Raw genomic sequence first — 22154 nt, 5'->3', positions numbered from 1 at the left:
GATTTGTCGAGAACCCGAACGCCTCCGCGCGGCTCTAAATCGTCTGGTTGTAAGCGCCGACCTCGGGATTTTCGCGCAGCACGGCGTCGATCGCCGTAAACATCTCCTTCATGCGCGACGGCGAGACGGGACTTTCGACCACGACGACGAGTTCCGGCTTGTTCGACGATGCGCGCACGAGGCCCCAGGTGCCGTCGGCGACCGTCACCCGCACGCCATTGATGGTGACGACGTCGCGGATCGGCTGACCGATGATCTGCTCGCCCTGCGCGCGCATCGCCTCGATGCGCGCCGTCACCTTGTCGATCACGCCATATTTCTTTTCGTCGTCGCAATGCGGCGACATCGTCGGCGAGCCCCAGGTCTTCGGCAGCTCGGCGTAGAGTTCGGCCATCGACTTCGTTGGATTGCGATCGAGCATTTCGAGGACATGCACGGCGGTGAGCAGCCCGTCGTCATAGCCGCGTCCGATCGGCTCGTTGAAGAAGAAGTGCCCCGACTTTTCGAATCCGGCGAGCGCCTTCTTCTCGCTGACGCGGCGCTTGATGTAAGAATGTCCGGTCTTCCAATATTCCGTGACGACGCCGCGGGCGACGAGCTCCGGGTCCGTCGCGAAAAGTCCCGTCGATTTCACGTCGACGACGAATGACGCGTTCGGATGGACCTTCGAGAGATCGCGCGCCAGCATGACGCCGATCTTGTCGGCGAAAATCTCCTCGCCATGATTGTCAACGACGCCGCAGCGATCGCCGTCGCCGTCGAAGCCAAGGCCGACGCAGGCGCCGGTCTCGCGCACCTTGTCGGCGATCGCGTGCAGCATATGCAAATCTTCAGGGTTCGGATTGTAGCGCGGGAAAGTGTAGTCCGGCGTCACGTCTAGCGGAATGACGTCGCAGCCGAGGCGCGCCAGCATCTGCGGCGCGAAGGCGCCGGCGGTGCCATTGCCGCAGGCGGCGACGACCTTCATCTTGCGCGTGAACGGCGGCCGACGGGTGAGATCGTCAATGTAGCGCGCCCCGAAATTCTCGATGTAACGATAAGAGCCGCCTTCCGCCTCGTGAAATTCGCCGGCGAGAACGATCTCCTTCAGACGGCCCATCTCCTCCGGCCCGAAGGTCACCGGACGGCGCGCGCCCATTTTCACGCCCGTCCAACCATTGTCGTTATGCGAGGCCGTCACCATCGCGACCGCCGCGACATCGAGATCGAACTGGGCGAAATAGGCCATCGGCGACAAAGCGAGGCCGATGTCGCGCACGCGCACGCCAGCGGCCATCAGGCCGCTTACAAGCGCGAGCTTGATAGAAGAAGAATAGCTGCGATAGTCGTGGCCGACGACGATCTCGGGCGCGACGCCCAATTCGCGCAGCAGCGCGCCGAGGCCCATGCCGAGCGCCTGCACGCCCATCAAATTGAGGTCGGCGCCAAACAGCCAGCGCGCGTCATATTCGCGAAAGCCGGTCGATTTGATGAGCGGCGCTTGTTCATATTCGAATGTGTTGGGGCGCAAATTCGGGACGGGCTTGGGAAACATTGACAGTCCTTCGCTTGGACGAGCGTCGCCTTGGCATAAGCGAAAATCCGCCCCGCGCCAAGACATCCAACGCGCTTGCCGAGTGCTGCGAACGGTCCTACGATTTTTCGCGTAGCAGCTAATGTTATTTGAGGTTTGGCTATGGCCAAAAAAATTGTTCTTCTCGCGGACGGCACGGGAAACGGGCTTAGGGTTCAAGTTTCAAACATCGCGCGCATCATGGAAGCGCTGGAAATTTCTCAAGACCAGGTCGTTTGCTACATTCCAGGAGTGGGAACAGAGTCCTTTCTCCCTTTGGCATGGCTCGACAGCGCAACCGGATTTGGTGTCCCTGCTAACGTTCGAAGGCTTTATTGGTTTCTGTCGTGGCACTGGGAGCCTGATTGCGAAATTTACATGTTCGGTTTCAGCCGCGGCGCCTTCACAATTCGTTTGCTAATCGAATTTATTGCCAAAAGAGGGCTCTTGCCACGGATCCACGGCTCACAGTTGCATAGGGAGCGAGCTGTAAGGGCCGCGTGGAACGCTTTTCAAGCAACTTCGGAGACGGCCTCAAAAAACCTAGTTCATAGACTCAGTAACAAAATAATTTATCTATTTCGTTTGCTCAGCAGGTATTTTTATCGCTCTAGATTTGATTACTATGAAAATCTATATGCAATGGGTCGTCACGATGTTAGCATAGCCTTTGTTGGCCTCTTTGATACAGTAGATGCCTTAGGAGTTCCGATTGAGGAATTGCGGGCGGTGATCCATCTATTGTTTTTTCCTGTGAAATTTCTTGATGATCATACTATTCCTAGGAATGTTTGCTGTGTCAGGCACGCCTTGTCTTTGGATGACGAGCGTTTGACCTTCCAGCCTATTAGAATTGCTAGAGAGCCAAACCCATCTCCTGGGCGCATACAAGAGGTATGGTTTGCTGGAGTACATTCTGACGTCGGAGGAGGCTATCCCGATGACATGGCCGCACATGTGCCACTATGTTGGTTGCTGCAAGAAGCCTTTAACTCAGTCGAACAGGACCCTTTACGCGTCCTGAAATTTCACCCGGGAGCGCTGGAAAGATTCAATGAACTTGCAACGCCTTTCGGACCATTACATAGCTCTCGCTCAGGTGCGGGGCGCATCTATCGATGGGCGCAACGCGTAAACACGCTTCATGACGCGGTGGGCAATCCCTATTGTAACCCTATCGTTCATTTTTCGGTCATCGAACGGCTGGTCGACCCAAATTATGACTATCAACCCCTGTTGATTACCAAACAATACGCCGTTTGGATGCCAAGTGGCTTCATCACACGACCCAACACCGAACCGAAAGAGGTCGCGAGGAAGGTAGACTCCGAATTCAATTCGACGACTGTTCGCCGTGTTGAGCCAGAACTTGGCCTTGTAGAAGGAGCTATCGAGAGCCTTGGCACTCCCGCCCCAGTAGAAATGGAGATTGCTCTCAACTATGTGTGGCTAAATCGAATAGGTTACTATTTCTTTGTGGCCCTGTTCATCACGGTGCTCGCCCTACCGGTGATTGCTCCGGTGATCGAGGATTTTAATAAAGGCATTTGGAGCCAGATTTCGGTAGTCGCGCTCCCGTTCCAGTGGCTTCTGCGCGTGCTCGGCCCTATTGGCGACGCTCTGTCGCGATTCCTGTCAGGCTTCGAAAATGTGCTGCGCGGCGTCGGCGATATAATCCTGTCCTTCACGCCCACCTTTCTCTACGCCCATGTGGAAACCGCATTAAATCATCCATTTTTTTGCATAGCTCTGGGGCTGTACTATTTCCTTCTTCGCCAGAGGAGTGACTGGTATCAGAACGCGATCCGCTATCACGCGCGCCTAGCCTGGAACATTAAGAACGACAAGATAAAAGAAGGTCCCACGCGTGCGCCGAGCCCAACGTCGAATATAGTACGCGAGTTGAGAAACTTATTTGGGGCAGGATCGGTTCTGGGCGTCAGCCGCGCAATATTGGGTTACATCTATGCGATCGCTTTCATATTCGTCCCCGTCCTCGTCGCAGCCAATCGGATTGGCTTTAATTATCTCGCGGGATCCGGGAGCGTCTGCGAAGGTTCCAGTCTGCCCGAATGGGTATCGCGCGGAAGCGGAAGATTTACGACCAGCGATCCGTGCTGGGCGAGCGGCTGGATGCTTGAGCACGGCGCTGTTTATCGCCTGACGATCAGCATCGACCCTAAGAGCGATGATCCCTGGCTTGATCAGCTGATGCTCACCGATCCTTACGGCTTCGATTCGAAAGGTTGGGTTCAGACCGCCGGCGTCGCCTTACGTCGTTGGCCTTCAGCCGCTTGGTTCCATCCCATCGCCCGCATCGGAGCACGAGGGATTTCAGAGTGGCCGCTGGTCCCGATCGACGGCGGCGGCGCTCTGTCGCCGCGCGGGCGAAGATGCTCAGTTCTCCCGCTGAATTACAGCGAAACAGCCGAACATAAGTCTTTTTGCGCCAATCACCCCGGTGTGAAATCTTGTGTCGACGGCGGCCTGTCGCTGAGCATCGATCCGCTGCCCGCCGACGAATTGGATGCCGCCAAGACGGCTTGGGCGCGAGACAGCTACTCCTACGACGGCAAGAGCTGCGATTCGGTGTTTCCACGCAAAACCTTCGTGTCGGAATTCGTTGCGAGCGATACGGGAGAACTATTCCTTTTCGTCAACGACGCGGCGCATGTGTCCCTAGATGGTCGCAAGCAAATTTTTTACGACAACAACACCGGCACAGCGAAAGTGACGATCGAGCGATTGCCGCGCGACGCCGCGCGCGCCACGACCGCGAGCGCGCCATAAGGGTTCCACGCTTCGCCCGGCCGCAGGGCTCACCCGCCCCGCGGCTTGGCGCGGGTCGTCGGCTGCGCGGCCGCCGGATCGTCCGGCCAGAGATGGCGCGGGTAGCGTCCGCGCATCTCCTTCTTGACCTCGCTCCAGGAGCCCTTCCAAAAGCTCGGCAGATCGCGCGTCGTCTGGATCGGCCGATGCGCCGGCGAGAGCAGTTCAAGCGTCAAGGGCGCGCGGCCGCGCGCAAGCGTCGGGTGAATCGAAAGGCCGTAAAGCTCCTGCACGCGCACCGCGAGGATCGGCCCATTCTCGGTCGAATAGTCGAGCGCGTGACGCGCGCCGGCGGGCGTTTCGAAATAGGCCGGCGCTTCGGCGTCTAGCCTGCGCGACAACTCATAGGGAAGAAGCTCGGCGAGCGCCGCCTCGAGGTCGTCAGCCGAAATGTCGGCGAGCGACGCGCGCCCATGGATGAAAGGCGCAAGCCAGTCGTCGGCGCTTGCCGCCAGAGCGGCGTCGGAGAGGTCCGGCCATTCGTCGCCCTCTGCGCGGCGCAAAAAGTCGACGCGGTCGCGCCGCTGCATTTGCGCCTTCGTCCATGGCAGGCGCGCGACGCCGAGCGACGCGACGCCGCGCGCGAGCATCCTTGCGTTTTCGTCGGACGCCTCGACCGCCAGATTGCGTTCGGAAAGACGTATCGCGCCAAGCCGCCGAAACGCGCGGCGCCGCAGGCTCGCGCTCGCCGCATCAAAAATGGTTTCATCGCGCGTCTCGATGCGGTCGGCTGCGATCGCCTCGACCTCGTCGGAAGTGAGCGCGCAGGCCGCGAGGATGCGCGCCTGCGCCGCCCGGCCGGTGAGCTCGGCGACGGCGAGGAATGGCGCGCGCGACAGCGGATCTTCGATCGGCAATATCGCTGCGCGGCCGTTCGCCATCAGGAATTCGCCGCGCGCGCCGCGCGATTTCGCGATGCGGTCAGGATAGGCGAGCGCAATCAGCGCGCCGTCTGATAACTGCCCCCTCCCTGTCCCTCCTCCGCTTCGCGGGAGAGGGGACGATAATGATCGGCCTTTCGCTCTCTCTCGATGAAGCGCCGAGTCCACTCCCTCTCCCGCGTTAGCGGGGGAGGGTTGAGGAGGGGGCAAAACGCCTGCCGCCGCCATCGCCTGCCGCGCCCATTGTGCAGCGAGGCGCAGGGCGTCGCGCGCGCGTTTGGCGTTTTCGCCGTGCAGGCGCTCGAGCCGATGCGAAAGGTCGGCGTCGGCGCCGCCGATCCCGCGCTCCGAAAGCAGCATGGCGAGTTCGGCGGCGCGCTTCGCCTCGCCATGGCCCGCCGCCTCGAGCGCCATTCGCGCCAAACGCGGCGCAAGCGGCAGCGCCCGCATGGCGCGTCCCATGTCGGTCAGCCGCCCATCGTCATCGAGCGCCCCGAGTTCGCGATCGAGCGCGACCGCCTCCTTCCAGGCGGGCGCCGGCGGCGGATCGAGCCATTTGAGATCGCCGGGATCGCTCACGCCCCAGGCGGCGAGATCGAGCGCCAGTCCTGAAAGATCGGCGTCGAGAATTTCGGGCGCGGCGAAGGCCGGGAGCGCCGCCGTCTGCGGTTCGTCCCACAGGCGATAGCAGACGCCGGGCTCGGTGCGGCCGGCGCGGCCGCGGCGCTGATCGACGCTGGCGCGCGCAGCGCGCACGGTCTCGAGCCGCGACAATTCGAGATCGGGCTCGAAGCGCTGCACGCGCGCCAGCCCACTGTCGACGACGACGCGCACGCCGTCGATGGTGAGGGAGGTCTCCGCGATCGACGTGGCGAGCACGATCTTGCGACGGCCGGGCCGCGCCGGCGCGATGGCGAGGTCCTGCTCGCCGCGATCGAGCGCGCCATAGAGCGGCGCGACGTCGATGTCGTCCGGCAGGCGCGACTCGGCGAGACGCGACGCGACGCGCATGATTTCGCCCTGCCCTGGCAGAAACGCGAGAATCGAGCCCCGCTCTTCGCGCAACGCCCGCAGGATCGCGCGCGTCATCGCGTCTTCGATGCGCGCATCCGCGTCGCGGCCAAGATAGCGCGTCTCGACGTCGAAGGCGCGACCCTGGCTCTCGATTGTCTTGGCGTCCATCAGGGCGGCGACGCGGGCGCCGTCGAGCGTCGCCGACATGGCGATGAGCCGCAGATCGTCGCGCAGTCCCGCCTGGGCGTCGAGCGCCAGCGCAAGACAGAGATCGGCGTCGAGCGAGCGTTCGTGATATTCATCGAACAGCACGCCGGAGACGCCCTCGAGCGCCGGATCGTCGAGAATCATCCGCGCGAACACGCCTTCGGTGACGACCTCGACGCGGGTTCGCGCCGAGACTTTCGATTCGAGGCGCATCCGCAGGCCGATCGTTTCGCCGACGCTCTCGCCGAGCGTCGCGGCCATGCGGCTGGCCGCCGCGCGGGCCGCGAGACGCCGCGGCTCCAGCAGGATGAGCTTGCCGCCCTTGGCCCATTCGGCGCCGAGCAGCGCGAGCGGAATGCGAGTCGTCTTGCCGGCGCCGGGCGGCGCGACGACGACGAGGTTGGACGACGCCTCAAGCGTGGCGCGGATCGCCGGCAGCGCGTCGTCGATCGGCAGCGACGAAAGGTCATGCAGCATCGGAGGCGCGCGCGTTAAAAGTTCCAGATTCCATAGCGCGACGCACATTGCGGACGCCGGTCAAAGGGTCAAGACGCCGCGTCGCGCCGGCCCGGCAATAAAAAAGCCCCTCCCTTGCGGGAGGGGCAAAAGATTGCAGCCAATGGCGAACTTACGCCGCCTGCTGAATCGCCGAGAGCTTCCACTCCTGCGGCCCGGCGCCCGCCGGTCGGCGGAAGGTCCAGGCCTCGGACGTCTCCGTCGGCCCGGGCGAACCGGGCACGGGCTTGCCGGTGGCGCGATCCTCGATCACGTCATTGAGCGCGAAGCGCATGGCGACGGTGGCGTATTCGTCGACGCCCTCGCGCCACGCCTCCGACAGATCGCCCTGCAGCAATTTCACGTCCGAGACGCGGTTGATGACGCCCTTGCGGCGGTTGTCCTCCAATTCGTCGTCGAAATAGGAGGCCATTTCCGGCGTCGACATGCCGCGCAGCGCGCCAAGGTCCTCGCGGCTGTAGGCGCCCTGCGCTTCGCCGAGCAGGCGTTCGAAGGCGTTGAAGTCCTCGGCCGCGATTTTGATCGGCGTCGCCATCGCCGCCTCCGGCGCGGCGCCCGAACCGAAGCCCGCCGCGCCGAAAGGCGCGCGCGCCATAAAGGGCGACGTGAAGCCCGGGCTCGGACGGTGACCCGCCCCCGCCATGGCGTTCGCATTGCGGCGCGTCCACCAATTGAAGGCCATGCGGGCCAGGAAGACGATCAGCGCGATCTGCAACAGCAGGCCGATGATCGACATGAAGCCCATCATGCCGCCGAAGAGGCCGTGGCCCGTCAACAGGCCGAAGAGGCCGGCGCCCAGCAGGCCGCCGGCAAGACCGCCGAGCATGCCGCGACCGAAAGCGCCGCCAAAGGCGCCTTGCCGCGGCCCAGCCGCGTCCGGGATGGCGCGCGGCGTGACGCTGCGCTCAAAGGGCGAGGCCTGGCCCGGCATCGTTCGGGTCGACGGCGGGGCCGACCAGCTGCGCGAGCCGCGGCTGCCAAAGCTGCCGCCGCCGCCCATCCGCGCTTCGGCGATGGCGGGCGCGAGCGCCAACAGCGCCGCAAGCGCAAGAGAAAACAGCGATCCGCGCCTCAGCGCGAAGAAACGCGACATGTGCATCCCCCATCTGTCGGGAAGCGACGCTCCCCAGCGGGCAATATATAGGGGCCGCGTGACGGGTCCGCAAAGGCTTGGCCGGGGGAAATGTAACCCGTCAGGGCATTCTCGACGCGGCGCGGACGCGCTAAACCTTCGCCATGCGTCAATATCTCGACCTCCTCGACAAAGTGCTGCGCGACGGCGCGCGCAAGGACGACCGCACCGGGACCGGAACGCTGTCGCTGTTCGGCCATCAGATGCGCTTCGACCTTTCGCAAGGCTTCCCGCTGGTCACGACCAAGCGCGTGCATCTCAAATCAGTGATTCACGAATTGCTGTGGTTCCTGCAGGGCGACACCAACGTCAAATATCTGCGCGACAATGGCGTCACCATCTGGGACGAATGGGCGAATGAAGACGGCGACCTTGGTCCGATCTACGGCATGCAGTGGCGGCGCTGGCCCGACGGCGACAGGGATATCGACCAGCTCGCCCATGTCGTCGAGGAGATCAAGCGCAATCCCTTCTCGCGCCGGCTGATCGTCTCGGCCTGGAACCCGGCGCAGGTGGAGGAAATGGCGCTGCCGCCCTGCCATTGCCTGTTCCAGTTTCATGTCGCGGAAATTGACGGCGTAAAGCGTCTTTCCTGCCAGCTCTATCAGCGCTCGGCAGATGTTTTCCTCGGCGTGCCGTTCAATATCGCGAGCTATGCGCTGCTCACGCATATGGTCGCGCAGGTCACGGGCTGCGTTCCGGGCGATTTCGTGCACAGCTTCGGCGACGTGCATCTCTATTTGAACCACGTCGAGCAGGCGCGACTTCAGCTCTCGCGCGAGCCAAAGCCCCTGCCCCGCCTCAAGCTCGATCCTTCGGTGCGCTCCCTCTTTGACTTTCGATACGAAGACGTGAACGTCGAGAACTATGATTCGTGGCCGGCGATCGCCGCGCCGATCGCGGTGTAAACGGCGATGCAGCCCAAAATCGTCGCGGTCGTCGCGCGCGGACGCAATGGCGTGATCGGCGTCGCCAACGGCCTTCCCTGGCGGATTTCGAGCGACCTCAAGCGCTATAAGGCGCGCACCTGGGGCAAGCCGATGATCATGGGACGGCGCACCTTCGAATCGATCGGGCGGCCGCTGCCCGGGCGGGAAAGCGTCGTGCTGACGCGTGATCCACATTTCAGGGCCGAAGGCGCCCATGTGGCGGCAAATGCCCCCGAAGCCTTGGCGACGGCGCGACGGCTGGCCGGGCTGCTCGGCGTCGACGAAATCATCATCGCAGGCGGCGAGGACATCTATCGCGCCTTTCTCGATCTCACCGACGTGATTGAACTCACCGAAGTCGCGCTCGATATCGCCGGCGACGCGCATTTCCCGGCGCTCGACCCCAAGGACTGGCGCGAGATCGCGCGCGAAACGCCGCCGCGGGGGCCGAAAGACGAAGCGGACTTCGCTTTCGTCACGCTTGAACGGCGCCGTGGCCAAGGCGCCTGAAACCAGTTGCGGGGCAATGCGGCTATCGATATAAAACGCCTCGAAAGCGGCTTTGAGCCATTTCAATCGGAGTGTAGCGCAGCCTGGTAGCGCACCTCGTTCGGGACGAGGGGGTCGGAGGTTCGAATCCTCTCACTCCGACCAATGTTTTCAATAGCTTCCGAAATTAGAATGCTTCGGCGGCCACTGAAATGGCCACGGAAACGAGAGTACGCGTTGTCTTCGCCTTGACCGCTATATTACTTGAGCAAACAACCCGATGTTTGAGCTTTCCAGAAATGTTTACATACAACGTCCTTTCTTCAGGTTTCTGGTGCTTCCGAAACGATTTGTTTATAGAACTCTAACATGCCGGGCAATGTCTTGCGCAACTTTTCAATGCAGCGAACGACTGCCGCGCGGTGTCCCATGCCCGCAAGTTTATGCAGCAGTCGCTTAAGGTTGTCATCCAAGTCGAAGTTCGGCGTGTTCGCATCGAGCATACGTTCGAGCAGCTCAACCGTTCCGGTAGAATTGGTGTCGGCCAAACGCCCAAGTTCTTCGACCATTTGCTCGGCGTAGTAGTCGGTATGAGCGTACGGGACGACAGGAAGCAAAAGTCGTTTGGCCCGCTCATCGAGCGTCGTAAGGTATGGAGCTAGACGGCTCAGGCGTGAAAGCAGACTGGCGGGTGCCTCGGACTGCGTCTTGGCCCATTCGAGGCACTTCGCCCAAAATGCTAGGACGCGCTCTACCTGTTCAGGCGTTAGCTCTTCGCCGTGAACTTGCCAGAAAAATTCCGCTGCATTCCGAAGGTCGTCGATGCCAGCAGCAAAAACATCGGCCATCGGAGGCGTATCCAGAGTTTCGTCGCCCCACAGATAGGCGAGACAAATCCATTCGATGATGTGTTTTCGACTATGCGAGTCCTTTAGATCGGCTTTTAGACCGGCATCTAAAATCCCATTGGACGCCAGGAGCTTATAAATTGCGCGGGTCGACGTTGCATACGCGAGCCCTCCGAGCGCCACTTTGAAGTTAACCGGATATTCGGTCGGGAAAAGGGGCTTCACATGTGCGACGAGCCAATCGTGACTCATGTAGTCGATGTTGGCGATAAATGAAGCTGATAGCGTCGAGAACTCGAAATTGGCGTCGCGACACTTCGCAATCTCTGCATCAAAGACTGGCCTCAGCATTGCCCACGCCTGCTCAAGCGGTTGATTAATGTTCTGAGCCACGCGGCAGACGCGAAGTGCGTGGTTATACATCGCACCGATCACGCGCCCTTTTTCCGTATTGAGGGCATGCATCATCGGATCGGTAAGGTTCGCCTCCTCCTCTGCTGCTCGTTCAAGCAAAATCTTGATCAGGTCCCAGCCCTTCGGAAGAAGCTCAGGGGGATAAGCCGTCTCATCATCCTTCGTGCCAGCTTCGAGGAAGTCAGCGATCAAGGTCATCATACATGATCGGGTTGGAACCAAATTGACATTTTCTTCGGACTTCGAAATCCAGAACGCTTCATCATTTAGGCATTCTGAAAAGAACTTCATGAGCTTGGGCCACGCGACAATCCAGTCGAACGATGGCTTATTCGCATCGGAAGAACCGAATACCCGCCTAAAGCCGGAAATCAGCGCATGCTGGAATGGAATTTTTGCATGATGAAATTCGAACAAAAGCGGAAGGAATGTATTTGGAGAAGCCGCAACTGTAGCCTCAAGGGCTGCGACCAAGCCTCCCAAAGTTGGCCCTTTCCAAGAGTCCGTTTCCCGAAATGCATTTAACCGATCGACAATGGTGCCGTCCTCGGCGAATGCGACGAGCGACTCTTCGCCAAATGGCGCGGGACCCGGCCCAACACGCGTTTCGCGATAGCTGAGAAAGTCGGGGTGGTCGTTCGGTGAACCGAGCCCGCGATCGGACGACAGCTCCGCAAACCACTCGGCTCCTTCAGGTTGATCCTTGATGGCAGTTAACCATTCACGCTGCGTGTATCTCAATCGGCGTTTGGATTCCTCGCCGGTCTTTGGTTCAGGTAGAGCGCGTAGCGAAGAAATTACCTTTTCCTTGCCCGATTGCGTGAGTGCGCTAAATTGCTCTTTGAGTAGCCGATACAGTTCGTGGCGATGTGCCGAAGTAAACAACTTGGCATCAATCACCGCTTCAAAGGGGTTGCTCAAAAGCTCGAAATGCTCAGTTATCGTATGGATAGCAATACGCCGAATAATCTCGGCTTCATCATGAAGAGCTCGCTCCACGTAACCCACCGCTTCGTCAGGCTTGGTTTCAATCCATCCCGCGAGGGCGTCCCGCATGCCCTCCACGAAGCGATTTTCTGGTCCTCGGAAGTCCATGTTCTGTGAATTGTTCTCGATGGCCGGTCGCCACAACGTACTTCCGTAACTGCGGCGCGGGTCTGAGAAAATCGCGCGCAAACCATCCTCGAAAATTTCGATCGCCGGCTTCCCCGCTTTCGCTCCCAATTCTTTTGCGTAGTTATCAACAAGCTTCCGGAGCCAGTAGTCATCGATATTCGTGACTAACTCTCTTCCGCGCTGGTCATTTTCGGATAGCCAGCGGAACGCCATGCACTCCTTCATCAAAAGACAAGCGCGCTCGATATCTTCGGGCTCTCCCCTTGCGAGAAGCCTTTTCAGGAGACCCTTGCCAAGAGAGCTTCCGACAAGACTGCTATCGTAGCGCGAGGAGAGCCAGCCACTCACAAGATGAATGTCTTCCCTTGTAACTACGTTGAGGGGCAGAATACCCAATATTTCGGCGAATCTGTAATACGTATGATAATTGTCGCGCGCCTCTCCAGTTGGATCGCGGAAGTTCGTTACATCACGAATTATTTTTAGCACCTTACCGGCAAGTTGATCATCATTGCGATCAGCTGCACGTTTTGCCACTGCTTCCAAGTAATTCAGCGCCGCCCAGAACGGTATTTGGACAAAGCCGGGCTCCTTCGACGGAACCGGTCCTGAGTTGTTTGCAGGATTGAAAAACCCTTCGCGGATAAGCTGCTCAAAGTATTGTTCCGGCTCCGGGCGCTTAGACAAAAGGTCGAAGCCGTGCCGGGCGAACTCTTCGCTTCGCCGCATTGTCTCGATGAAGGATTCGAATTTTGAGGTGAGGTTAGTCAAAGTAGCTCTCCATCTCCGCTTGAATCTGAAGATTCAGCGGTGATGTCGCAGGCATCACTCCCGCATAATTTTCGAGGACGTCGATGAGTTGCGACCAATCCTTCTGGTCGCGTTGAAAGGGCAGGAGCTGGATCCCACAGTGGCGATAGTACTGCGTCAGGCAGCGCATCAGTTCGTGTTGGTGCGCGAAAAAACCCTGAAGCATGAAATGCCTAGCTTCTGCCTGCACTCGCTGCTGCGGCACGGGAGCCTTCTGAATGATGTACTCAAGGATTTCTAAGTCCTCGAGGCCATAGCCAATAAAAAAAACGGTTTTGAACGAAAAGAGATGCTCCAGAAAAGTGAGCGTCCTGTTTTCACGCTTGGGATCGTCTCCAGCCCGGTCATTCCTGTACCGCTCTATGTATTCGCTTGTAGTCATTACCATCCCGCTCGGATCGTCAATCGAGCCATGCAAATGAAAGACAGTCCGCTCAATATTCAGGTTCGCCGGTGTAAACTCGTTCACCTTGTAAATTGAACGCCGACGAGACGGGGCATTCGACGTGGTGGTCGACGGCGCGGCTGGCAAAATCATTGGGCGCTGAACGTCGGGGATTTCCGTATCAAGCCATCCGTCGTAGTTGGTAGTAACGAATGTGGTTCCCAGTTTTCCGAGGCAGCGATAAGCCCGGTTGCCGATCTCCCTTTTCTCCTCGTTGACACTGATCTGAATGAGTTTGGTGTAGTCAATATTGAAGCCATGTTCGAGTTCCAAGCCGCGAGCTATGGAAAGTTTCATGCGGGGCGGGAGGTCCTCGATTTGCGCCAATTGACCATAGGAAAACTTGTTTTCCTCCACGCAGGCTCGTAGTGCTCCATCGGCCAATTGGGTCCAAGTGGGGCAACCAGCGAGAACCGATACCCCAGCGCCCACAAAAGGAATCAGCACTCCGCGCTGTGCCGCATCTGTCAGACCCGGGGGGATGCTCGGTATCGGCAAAATCCGATCGCTCATGAAAAAGCCTGGGAGAAATTGTCCTAAGATTCGTCTTGACCTGCCAGAGCGTCGGCCGTTTGTAGTTGCTCGGCATAGCGTCTGCAACGGGTGATCGGCCGGCATTGCGGTGGTTTAGGAACAATTTTTGGGGATCTGGCTGACACATTTGGGAGCAGAATTTATGTCCCCCAATGGTAGCAACCGGATGGATGCGGAAGGTCGCAGTAGGGTCGGAAGCCGCCACTGATTGGCCACTGATTGCGCGGAACTGAAGGCGACCATTCAGTGGCGAATGTAATCAGAGATTGTTGAATTCAAGTGCTATTGTAACAGGACACCTCGTTCGGGACGAGGGGGTCGGAGGTTCGAATCCTCTCACTCCGACCATTACTCAGACTTTCACAATTCAGTCTGCGGCGACCTCTCGCGGGGCAATCTTACAATTCGCCATCGCTCGGGCCGGGCCGACGTCCGACTGGGTCGCGGCCCGCGGCGTCGCCAATCAGCGCGCTGAGAAAGAAAAAAGCCCAGCCGCGAGGGCTGGGCTTTCCTGGATGTATCTGGCTCGAACGATAGTTCAGTATTTCGCCAACACCGGCGCCGAAGAGCCGAAGTGGAAGTGATAGTTCACGCCAAAGCGGATCGTGTGGAAGCGGGTGCGGTTGTTGACGTTGTTCAACCCCCAGCCGAAATTGAAGCCGTTGTTGTTGGCGCCGCTGAGCTGCGTATACAGATACTCGGCCTTGACCGACCAGTTCGGCAGCGCAGCGAACATATACTCGGCGCCGCCGCCGGCGGTCCAGCCCGTCTGCACGGTGCTGTTCTGGTTCAACCAGCCATTGCGTTGCACCTCGCCATAGGCAAATCCGCCTGTGCCATAGAGCAGCAGTTGCGGGGTCAGCAGGCTGACGCCGACGCGGCCACGCACGGTTCCAAACCAGTTCAGAGTCGCGGTGGTCACCGGAGGAAGGCCAAAGAGCCAGTTGAAGGTGTTGCCGCCAGCGCCAGAGCCGATGCTGGTGCCCTGAATATCGCTCTCGACGCCGACGACGAACATCGGCGTGATTTGGTAATTGTAGCCAATCTGACCGCCGCCGACGACGCCCGCGCGGCTGCCGCCGTGATTGTTAAAGCCGACGCCCCAAACGTTGGATGAATTTCGCTCATAAAAGCCGACGCCAAAGTTGAGACCGGCATAAAAGCCCGTCCAGGTCATGATCGGCGGCGGAGGCGGCGGCGGCGGCGCCTTGTAGGACGGAAGGTCGGCGGCCATCGCCGACCCTGCCGTCAGAGCCATGGCCAAAGCGGCAAAAGTTGCCTTATTCATTATACCTTCTCCTAAAGGTTAAAGACGCCTTGGACCGAATCCCTTGCGCCTAGGGCGATAGAAGGTAAGGAAATCGCAAACCCTTGCACAGTCAAAGCAATTAACGCGCTACTCGGCGCTCCCGATACGCTTTCCGGGCGACTGTGGCGGGGGCGCCACAGCAGAGATCCGCAAAAAACGCTCTTGCATCGTCGATCGAGGTATATGCGGCGCCGCAAATAGCCTGGTGAGCCGTTTTCATTACACTGGCGCGGTCAGCATCGACGTTTATCGAACCTGATCAAAACCTCCGCAAAGGGCCGCGACGCTACCCGATGATCGTGCGCTACCTAAACCGGTCATATCGTGCGCTATCGACAGGCCTCTTCAAGCGGGCTTGCAGGCGACGCACGGCTGAACTATACAGCGCGCGACGACGTCACGCCGTCCGGCCTCCCCCAAGAGGCGTCCGAATAGAACGGGGCCATAGCTCAGTTGGGAGAGCGCTTCAATGGCATTGAAGAGGTCGTCGGTTCGATTCCGTCTGGCTCCACCACTATTGTAATTAGCTGCTTTTCAAGGCTTTCTTTCGAGAAGCCCATGAAACGGCTCTCGACAAATCCGGGACGCGACCCCAGCCGAATCGCAAGAACGTCTCGCAGCCTCTGAACCTCGCCGCCGGGTCCTGTGTGCGAAGAAAATTATGCGTTCGAAACGGTGATCCCGCGACCATGGCTCGACGATGTCTAAAGAGCTGTTCGCAGACTCTGAGCGATGAGACGAATCAATCCAAAGTGCATTCGCGACAACGACACATCCCCGCCAGCGGAGTCGGGCGACGCCATCCGCGCGCTGCGAAATCCGTTCAGCGTCACGCCAACCCACGCCGCGCTCAGGGCGGCGCGCAGCTGGCGCGCTTCCCAAGGAAAGGACTTACGAAATGAAATCACGACTGTTCGTTGCGACGATCATATCTTTGCTCGGCTCGGGTTGGGCCGTCGCTGAAGATGCGCCGGTGACATATCAATGCGAAGTCTCGGCTCAACAAAGCGACTCAAGCCAGTCCGCGCCATTTTCCATCGAGATCAGAGGCGCCGCGGTGAAGCTCAGCAACGTCAGCGCCCTCGATGGCAATTTTTCTCTCATTCGAAAGAATGACGCCTTTTACGTCTTTAAGAATAAGAAGAATCAGGGGGGCAACCTCAACCGTTCCACCGGCGCAGTGGAATTATACGCCGTGAACGCCGCCTCGCATCAAATGACGGTCTCGATCAACGGCGCGTGCGTCGAACAGAAATAGACTCAGGATTTTCGGGCGCCTCGAACGCTCCACCAAACTATCGAATCCAAGATATCGACGCGATCGCGCGCCGGACGGCGCCGCAAGAACCCGTCCGGCGTCGCGCCCTCTCCACGGCCGCGCGCCGACTCGGGCGCGACAGGTGAGCCAGAAAGCATATTGTCGATCTGATTTGCGATCGTCTCCTGAAACTGCAGGGGAACCAATCCCTGTGCTGGCGGTTCTAGTTCCGCGTTCTCGGATCAGGCCATGCAAGGAAGACCGCAGGCGACATCTTACCTTCCTCAGCGGACCTCGCCTCAGCGGACGTTGCCGCCGGAGCTCGAGGTGGGCTTGCGCGTCAATGGCGTGGAACGCCGCGTGGCCCTGCGGCCATGGACCACCCTCCTCGACGCCCTTCGAGAACATCTAGACCTCACCGGAACCAAGAAGGGTTGCGACCACGGTCAATGCGGCGCATGCACGGTGCTCATCGACGGGCGGCGCGTCCTTTCATGTCTCACGCTCGCCGTCATGAAGGACGGCGCCGAGATCACCACCATTGAAGGATTGGCGCAAAATGGCGAGCTGCATCCGCTTCAGACCGCCTTCATTTCGCATGACGGTTTTCAATGCGGCTATTGCACGCCCGGACAGATCTGCTCGGCCGTGGGACTGATCGCCGAGGGCCGCGCCAAGACGAGCGACGAAATCAGAGAATTGATGAGCGGCAATATTTGTCGCTGCGGCTGCTATCCCAACATTCTCGCGGCGATCGAGGCGGTCATGCAAGGAGCCGAGACGTGATCGATTTTGATTATGTCCGGGCGCATGACGTCGGCGACGCTCTTAGCCAGATCAGGAAACACCAGACCGCGAAGTTCATCGCGGGGGGCACCAACCTGATCGATCTGATCAAGGAGGAGGTCGAGCGACCGACGCGCTTGATCGACATCACAGGGCTGCCGCTTAACGAAATTCATGAGACGCAAACAGGCGGGCTGAAGATCGGCGCTTTGGCGCCCAACAGCGACCTTGCTTACGACGAACGCATCACACGGCGCTATCCCCTTCTCTCGAGCGCCATTCTTGCGGGAGCCTCGCCTCAATTGCGCAACATGGCCTCGACCGGCGGCAATTTATTGCAGCGAACGCGGTGTCTCTATTTTTACGACACGACGACTCCCTGCAATAAGCGACGTCCAGGGTCGGGCTGCGGCGCTATCGAAGGGTTCAATCGCATGAATGCGATACTGGGTTGGAGCGAATCCTGTATCGCCGTGCACCCGTCGGATATGTGCGTCGCGCTTTCGGCGCTCGAGGCCGTGGTTCACGTGACCGGCCCCAGGGGCGATCGCGCGATCAAATCCGCCGATTTTCACCGTCTGCCGGGCGACACGCCCGAAATCGACACAAATCTCGCTCGTGATGAAATCATAACGGCGATCGAGCTGCCACCTGAGGAATTCCCTCGCCATTACAGCTATCTCAAGATTCGGGATCGGTTGTCCTACGCTTTCGCGCTTGTTTCCGTCGCCGCCGCTCTGAGGATTGAAGAAGGGGCGATGACCTGCGCTCGCCTCGCCTTGGGCGGCGTCGCGCACAAGCCCTGGCGCGCGCCCGACGCCGAGCAGAGTCTCGAGGGCAAGCGGCCTTGTCGAGAGGCGTTCGTCGAAGCCGCCGATATCATCTTGCAGGGAGCTGTCGGCTTTGCCCATAATCGCTTCAAGATCGAACTTGCGCGGCGGGCGATCGTCCGCGCCCTTGAGCAGGCGGCCGCCGGAACGCCGCAGTCCCAGTCCGTGAAAGTGGTCGTTTAGGTCGCGCCATGTCCGTCGGAACGAATTGCATCGGAAAGCCGGTCTCGCGAATTGACGGCCCGGCGAAGGTCACGGGCCGGGCGAAATACGCCGCTGAATTCAGCGCGCGCGACCTCGCATATGGCTTTGTCGTCTCAAGCGCGGTCGCCAAAGGCCGAATTCAAAGCATCGACCGAAGCGCGGCGCTCGCTGTGCCGGGCGTGATCGAAGTGTTTGCGCACGACAACAGGCCCTCCCTCCCCTCTTCGCATGAAAAATATTCGGATGAAGTCGCTTCGCCAGGCGCGCCCTTCCGGCCGCTCTATGACGATGAGATTTTGTTTTCGGGACAACCCGTTGCGCTCGTCGTTGCGGAGGAGCTCGAAATTGCGCGCTTTGCCGCGAGTCTTGTCGATATAAGATATGAAACGGTAGAGACGGTCACCGATCTCGATACGCAGATCGACAAAGCTTTTGAGCCGCCGGAGAAGCGAACGCCGGACTGGAATCCGGCCGCCCGCGGAGATGTCGACAGCGCCTTGTCGCGATCGCCCATGCATATTCGAACTGAATATCGCACGCCGGTCGAACACCACAACCCGATGGAAACCTTTGCGAGCACGGCGGTTTGGGAGAAGGACGGCCGCCTCACGATTTACGACAAAACGCAGGGCGCGCCCAATTGCCAGCAATATTTGTGCAGCGTGTTCGGGCTGACCAAGGACAAGGTCCGGGTCTTGTCTCCGTATGTCGGCGGCGCCTTCGGAGTCGGTCTTAGGCCAAATTATCAGCTGTTCATGGCGGCGCTCGCCGCCATTGGCCTCAAGCGATCGGTCAGGGTCACGCTGACGCGCCAACAGATGTTCACGCTTGGCTATCGTCCGCAAACAATCCAGACGCTCACACTGGGAGCGGAGAACGATGGACGATTGGTGGCCGTGAAGCATGATGCGATCGCCAATACGTCCCGCTTTGAAGACTATCAGGAGCCGACCGTCGTTTGGTCTGGCGCGCTTTATCCGTGCGATCATTCGACGGTCACGTCGAGGCTTGCGCGACTCGATCTCTTCACGCCTTGCGACATGCGGGCGCCCGGCGGCGCGGTCGGCATGTATGCGCTTGAAAGCGCCATGGACGAGCTCAGCTATGCGGTTGGCGTCGATCCATTGGAGCTTCGCCTCAAAAACTATTCCGAGACGGATCAGAACTATGGCAAGCCAATCTCAAGCAAAGCGTTGAAGGACTGCTATCTTCAGGGCGCCGAACGTTTCGGCTGGTCCAAGCGTCGGCCCCAGCCGCGTTCGATGCGCGAGGGACGCGAACTGGTCGGCTACGGCATGGCGACGGGGATCTGGGAAGCGTTTCGCGTGCCGACGAGCGCGAGGGCGACTCTCGCGCCTGACGGGACATTGGAAATCGCCTGCGCGACGGCCGACATTGGCACTGGGACATATACGATTTTGGCCCAGATTGCCGCCGAGATGCTCGGCCTTCCGCTCGACAAAGTCCTTGTCAAAATTGGCGACTCAGATTTGCCAAGCGCGCCAGTCGAAGGCGGATCCTGGACAGCCGCCTCCGCAGGCTCCGCGGTGATGGAGGCCTGTGACGGCATACGCAAGCAACTGCTCAAGCGCGCCAACGCGCCGCTCAGAGGCGTTGATCTGGCCGATCTCACGTGGGTCGACGGCGAGATCCGGATGACGAGCGACCCCTCGCGCGCCATGCCGCTGTCGGAAGCGCTACTCGGCCTCAATGAGCCTCTCGTGGCGGAAGTTTCGTCGACGCCACACGAGCGGGTCTTGCAGGATTATTCACATTACGCGCATTCGGCGGTGTTTGCCGAAGTGAGGCTCGATGAGGAGCTGGGCATGCTGCGCGTCACGCGCGTCGTCAGCGCGATCGCCGCTGGGCGCATTTTGAATCCTAAGACGGCAAGGAGTCAGATACTTGGCGCCGTCGTCGGCGGCATCGGCATGGCGCTTCACGAAGAGACGGTGATCGATCATCGCTACGGTCGGTTCATGAATCACAATCTCGCCGAATACCACGTGCCGGTGCATGCCGACGTCCACGCCATCGACGTTATTTTTGTCGACGAGCAGGAAGATCGTTTAAACCCGCTCGGCGTGAAGGGCGTCGGCGAGATCGGCATCGTCGGCACCGCCGCCGCGATCGCCAATGCCGTCTTTCACGCCACCGGCGTGCGCGTCCGCGATCTTCCGATCACCATCGATAAGCTGCTCGAACTGAGGCAGCCCACGAGCAACCACGCGGCGTAAATGAATTGCGTCCCAGACCTCCGCCAATCGAGAGACGCGCTCACCAGCGCCCACAGGTGGCTGGAGGACTTCGGCCAGGTCGCGCTGGCGACCGTCGTCTCCACATGGGGGTCGTCGCCCGTCCCCGTCGGCGGCCAAATGGCCATTGGTCCAGACGGACAGTTCGAGGGCTCGGTCTCCGGCGGTTGCGTCGAAGCGGAAGTGATTGCCGAAGCGGCGGACATTCTGACGCGCGACATGCCGAAGCTGCTAGAGTTCGGAGTCGGTGAGGAACTGGCGTGGAGGGCCGGCCTGCCCTGCGGCGGCGCGATCAGCATCTACGTCGAGCCGCTGCGTCATGAGCGAGATTCAGCCTTTCTGGAGAGAGTGTTTTCAGCGCGCCGCGCGCGGACGTCGCTTGCCGTGCTGACGACGCTCGCGAGCGGCGAGCGGCGCCTATTCGACGCCGGGGAGCCGATGCCGGCCGAAATCGCCCAATGTCTCATTTCGAGTGAGAGCCGGGTAACCCGTCTCGACGATGATCCAGTCTTCCTGCATGCGCTCACCCCGCCGGTTCGCGTGATCATCGTCGGCGCCACGCATGTCGGCCAAGTGCTTGCAGATCTGACGAACCGCATTGGCTACGACGTCGTCATCGTCGACCCGCGCGCCGCATTTGCGAGCGCCGATCGTGTGGGCGATTTCGAAAGTCTCACCGACTGGCCTGAAATTTCGCTGAAGCGCTTGGGGCTCGACCCTAGGACCGCGGTGGTCGCTCTGACCCACGCCGCCGCGATTGACGATGAAGCGCTCACCGAGGCGCTGCGCTCGCACTGCCTGTATATTGGCGCCCTGGGCTCGACGCGGACACACGCCAAGCGCCTGCAACGTCTCGCCGCCGCAGGCTTCAACGATACGGAACTCGCGCGCATCAGCGCCCCGATCGGACTGCCGATTGGCGCAAAAGGCCCGGCCGAGATCGCCGTCTCGATTCTCGCGGAAATTGTGCAGGTGGCGCGCGGAACGAGGCCATTGTGACCATCGCAGCTGTGCTCTTGGCTGCTGGAGCCTCGAAGCGGTTCGGCGAAAAGAACAAACTTCTCTGCGACCTTGGCGGGAAGCCGCTCATCCGCCGGGTCGCCGAAGCGGTCGTCTGCAGCGGCGTCGACGTCGTCGTCGTTACCGGCTGCGATCGCGCACGGATCGAAAAAGTTCTCGAAGGCCTGCCACTGCGTCTCGCGCACAATTTGAACTGGGAAAGCGGCATGGGATCGTCGATCGCCGTCGGCGTCAGCGCGCTCGGCCAGCACACGCCAGGGGCGTTTGTCGTCCCGGGCGATCTGCCCTTTTTGACGTCGGATCTGATCAAAGAGCTGACGGCCGTCTTTTTGGAGAGCCGGGGAGCTTTGATCACCTATCCAACGACGTCAAAGGGCGAGCAGCGAAACCCAGTTTTGTGGCCCCGACGATTCTTCCCTTCCCTGGCGGCGCTCTCTGGGGCGTTGGGCGCCAGGCAATTGCTCCAGAACTGCGAGAATGCTCAAAAACAGGCGCATGTCCTCGACGAGGGCGTTTTTATCGACGTTGATGCGCCCGCTGATATGGAAGCCGTCCGTTCGCGATGGAACATTGCGAATCCTTAGGGGCTGTTCGCCGCCGGGGAATTCGCCATGCGAATTGGCCGCTTGTCACTTTTGCGCGCGATAGAAAGAGTCGCCGCGTGACTGCGTCCGGGCTCTGATGCGCCCCGAAAAGCGGCGCGACCTTGATGTGTGCCGCTCAAGGGATATGTTTGCAGCATAAGCGGCCAACAAGCGATTGACGTTCGAGACGAC

15 protein-coding genes and 2 tRNA genes are annotated in these 22154 nt (G+C 60.1%); 11 read left to right on the top strand and 6 right to left on the bottom strand.

Annotated features, from left to right (window positions below; translation table 11 throughout):
- Window positions 1–34 precede the first annotated feature (34 nt).
- Window positions 35–1534 carry a phosphomannomutase/phosphoglucomutase gene (locus BN69_RS17245; protein ID WP_014892935.1) on the bottom strand — a complete coding sequence of 500 codons (1500 nt, stop codon included), beginning with the start codon at window positions 1532–1534 and terminating at the stop codon, window positions 35–37.
- Window positions 1535–1675: 141 nt separating this feature from the next.
- Here BN69_RS17245 and BN69_RS18940 point away from each other — a divergent pair, with 141 nt between their 5' ends.
- Entirely contained in the window at window positions 1676–4342 is a 2667-nt protein-coding gene (locus BN69_RS18940; RefSeq protein ID WP_014892934.1) for a DUF2235 domain-containing protein, read from the top strand.
- A 29-nt stretch (window positions 4343–4371) separates the two neighbouring features.
- Here the strand turns inward: BN69_RS18940 and hrpB are convergent, their stop codons facing one another.
- Entirely contained in the window at window positions 4372–6960 is a 2589-nt protein-coding gene (hrpB, locus tag BN69_RS17235) for an ATP-dependent helicase HrpB (RefSeq protein WP_014892933.1), read from the bottom strand.
- A 151-nt stretch (window positions 6961–7111) separates the two neighbouring features.
- Window positions 7112–8092, bottom strand: coding sequence for a TIM44-like domain-containing protein (locus BN69_RS17230; RefSeq protein ID WP_014892932.1), 981 nt, complete (start codon window positions 8090–8092; stop codon window positions 7112–7114).
- Window positions 8093–8235: 143 nt separating this feature from the next.
- Between BN69_RS17230 and BN69_RS17225 the strand changes: the two genes are divergently transcribed.
- The 3 genes from BN69_RS17225 to BN69_RS17215 all read left to right on the top strand — a co-directional run bounded on the left by BN69_RS17225 (window position 8236) and on the right by BN69_RS17215 (window position 9714).
- The gene (locus tag BN69_RS17225) at window positions 8236–9039 is read left to right on the top strand and encodes a thymidylate synthase (protein ID WP_014892931.1); all 804 of its coding nucleotides are present in this window, start codon (window positions 8236–8238) and stop codon (window positions 9037–9039) included.
- A gap of 6 nt (window positions 9040–9045) precedes the next feature.
- Entirely contained in the window at window positions 9046–9570 is a 525-nt protein-coding gene (locus tag BN69_RS17220) for a dihydrofolate reductase (protein WP_014892930.1), read from the top strand.
- 67 nt (window positions 9571–9637) lie between these two features.
- Window positions 9638–9714 (top strand) — tRNA-Pro (locus BN69_RS17215).
- A gap of 158 nt (window positions 9715–9872) precedes the next feature.
- Here the strand turns inward: BN69_RS17215 and BN69_RS17210 are convergent.
- The 3 genes from BN69_RS17210 to BN69_RS17195 all read right to left on the bottom strand — a co-directional run bounded on the left by BN69_RS17210 (window position 9873) and on the right by BN69_RS17195 (window position 15004).
- Entirely contained in the window at window positions 9873–12698 is a 2826-nt protein-coding gene (locus BN69_RS17210; protein ID WP_148277163.1) for a hypothetical protein, read from the bottom strand.
- Window positions 12691–13695: an SIR2 family protein gene (locus BN69_RS17205; protein WP_158491329.1), complete on the bottom strand. Its 1005-nt coding sequence runs from the start codon at window positions 13693–13695 to the stop codon at window positions 12691–12693. Before BN69_RS17205 ends, BN69_RS17210 begins: the two co-directional genes overlap by 8 nt.
- Before the next feature lie 559 nt (window positions 13696–14254).
- A complete protein-coding gene (locus tag BN69_RS17195; RefSeq protein ID WP_014892927.1) occupies window positions 14255–15004 on the bottom strand; it encodes an outer membrane protein in 750 nt (249 codons plus the stop codon).
- A 459-nt stretch (window positions 15005–15463) separates the two neighbouring features.
- Here BN69_RS17195 and BN69_RS17190 point away from each other — a divergent pair.
- From BN69_RS17190 to BN69_RS17155, 7 genes are all read left to right on the top strand, one after another.
- A tRNA-Ala gene (locus BN69_RS17190) sits at window positions 15464–15539 on the top strand.
- Between the two features lie 384 nt (window positions 15540–15923).
- The gene (locus tag BN69_RS17185) at window positions 15924–16283 is read left to right on the top strand and encodes a hypothetical protein (protein WP_014892925.1); all 360 of its coding nucleotides are present in this window, start codon (window positions 15924–15926) and stop codon (window positions 16281–16283) included.
- Window positions 16284–16532: 249 nt separating this feature from the next.
- Complete coding sequence (locus tag BN69_RS17175) at window positions 16533–17069, top strand: (2Fe-2S)-binding protein (RefSeq protein WP_014892923.1); 537 nt, start codon at window positions 16533–16535, stop codon at window positions 17067–17069.
- Complete coding sequence (locus tag BN69_RS17170) at window positions 17066–18082, top strand: FAD binding domain-containing protein (protein ID WP_014892922.1); 1017 nt, start codon at window positions 17066–17068, stop codon at window positions 18080–18082. Before BN69_RS17175 ends, BN69_RS17170 begins: the two co-directional genes overlap by 4 nt.
- Before the next feature lie 8 nt (window positions 18083–18090).
- The gene (locus BN69_RS17165) at window positions 18091–20340 is read left to right on the top strand and encodes a xanthine dehydrogenase family protein molybdopterin-binding subunit (protein ID WP_014892921.1); all 2250 of its coding nucleotides are present in this window, start codon (window positions 18091–18093) and stop codon (window positions 20338–20340) included.
- On the top strand, window positions 20341–21357 hold the full coding sequence (locus tag BN69_RS17160) for an XdhC family protein (RefSeq protein WP_014892920.1): 1017 nt from the start codon (window positions 20341–20343) through the stop codon (window positions 21355–21357).
- The gene (locus BN69_RS17155) at window positions 21354–21962 is read left to right on the top strand and encodes a nucleotidyltransferase family protein (RefSeq protein ID WP_014892919.1); all 609 of its coding nucleotides are present in this window, start codon (window positions 21354–21356) and stop codon (window positions 21960–21962) included. The genes BN69_RS17160 and BN69_RS17155 overlap by 4 nt, the downstream gene beginning before the upstream one ends.
- The last annotated feature ends 192 nt before the right edge of the window (window positions 21963–22154 follow it).

Source organism: Methylocystis sp. SC2, from assembly GCF_000304315.1.
Classification (GTDB): Bacteria; Pseudomonadota; Alphaproteobacteria; order Rhizobiales; family Beijerinckiaceae; genus Methylocystis.
This window is presented reverse-complemented; position numbering and strand designations above follow the sequence as displayed.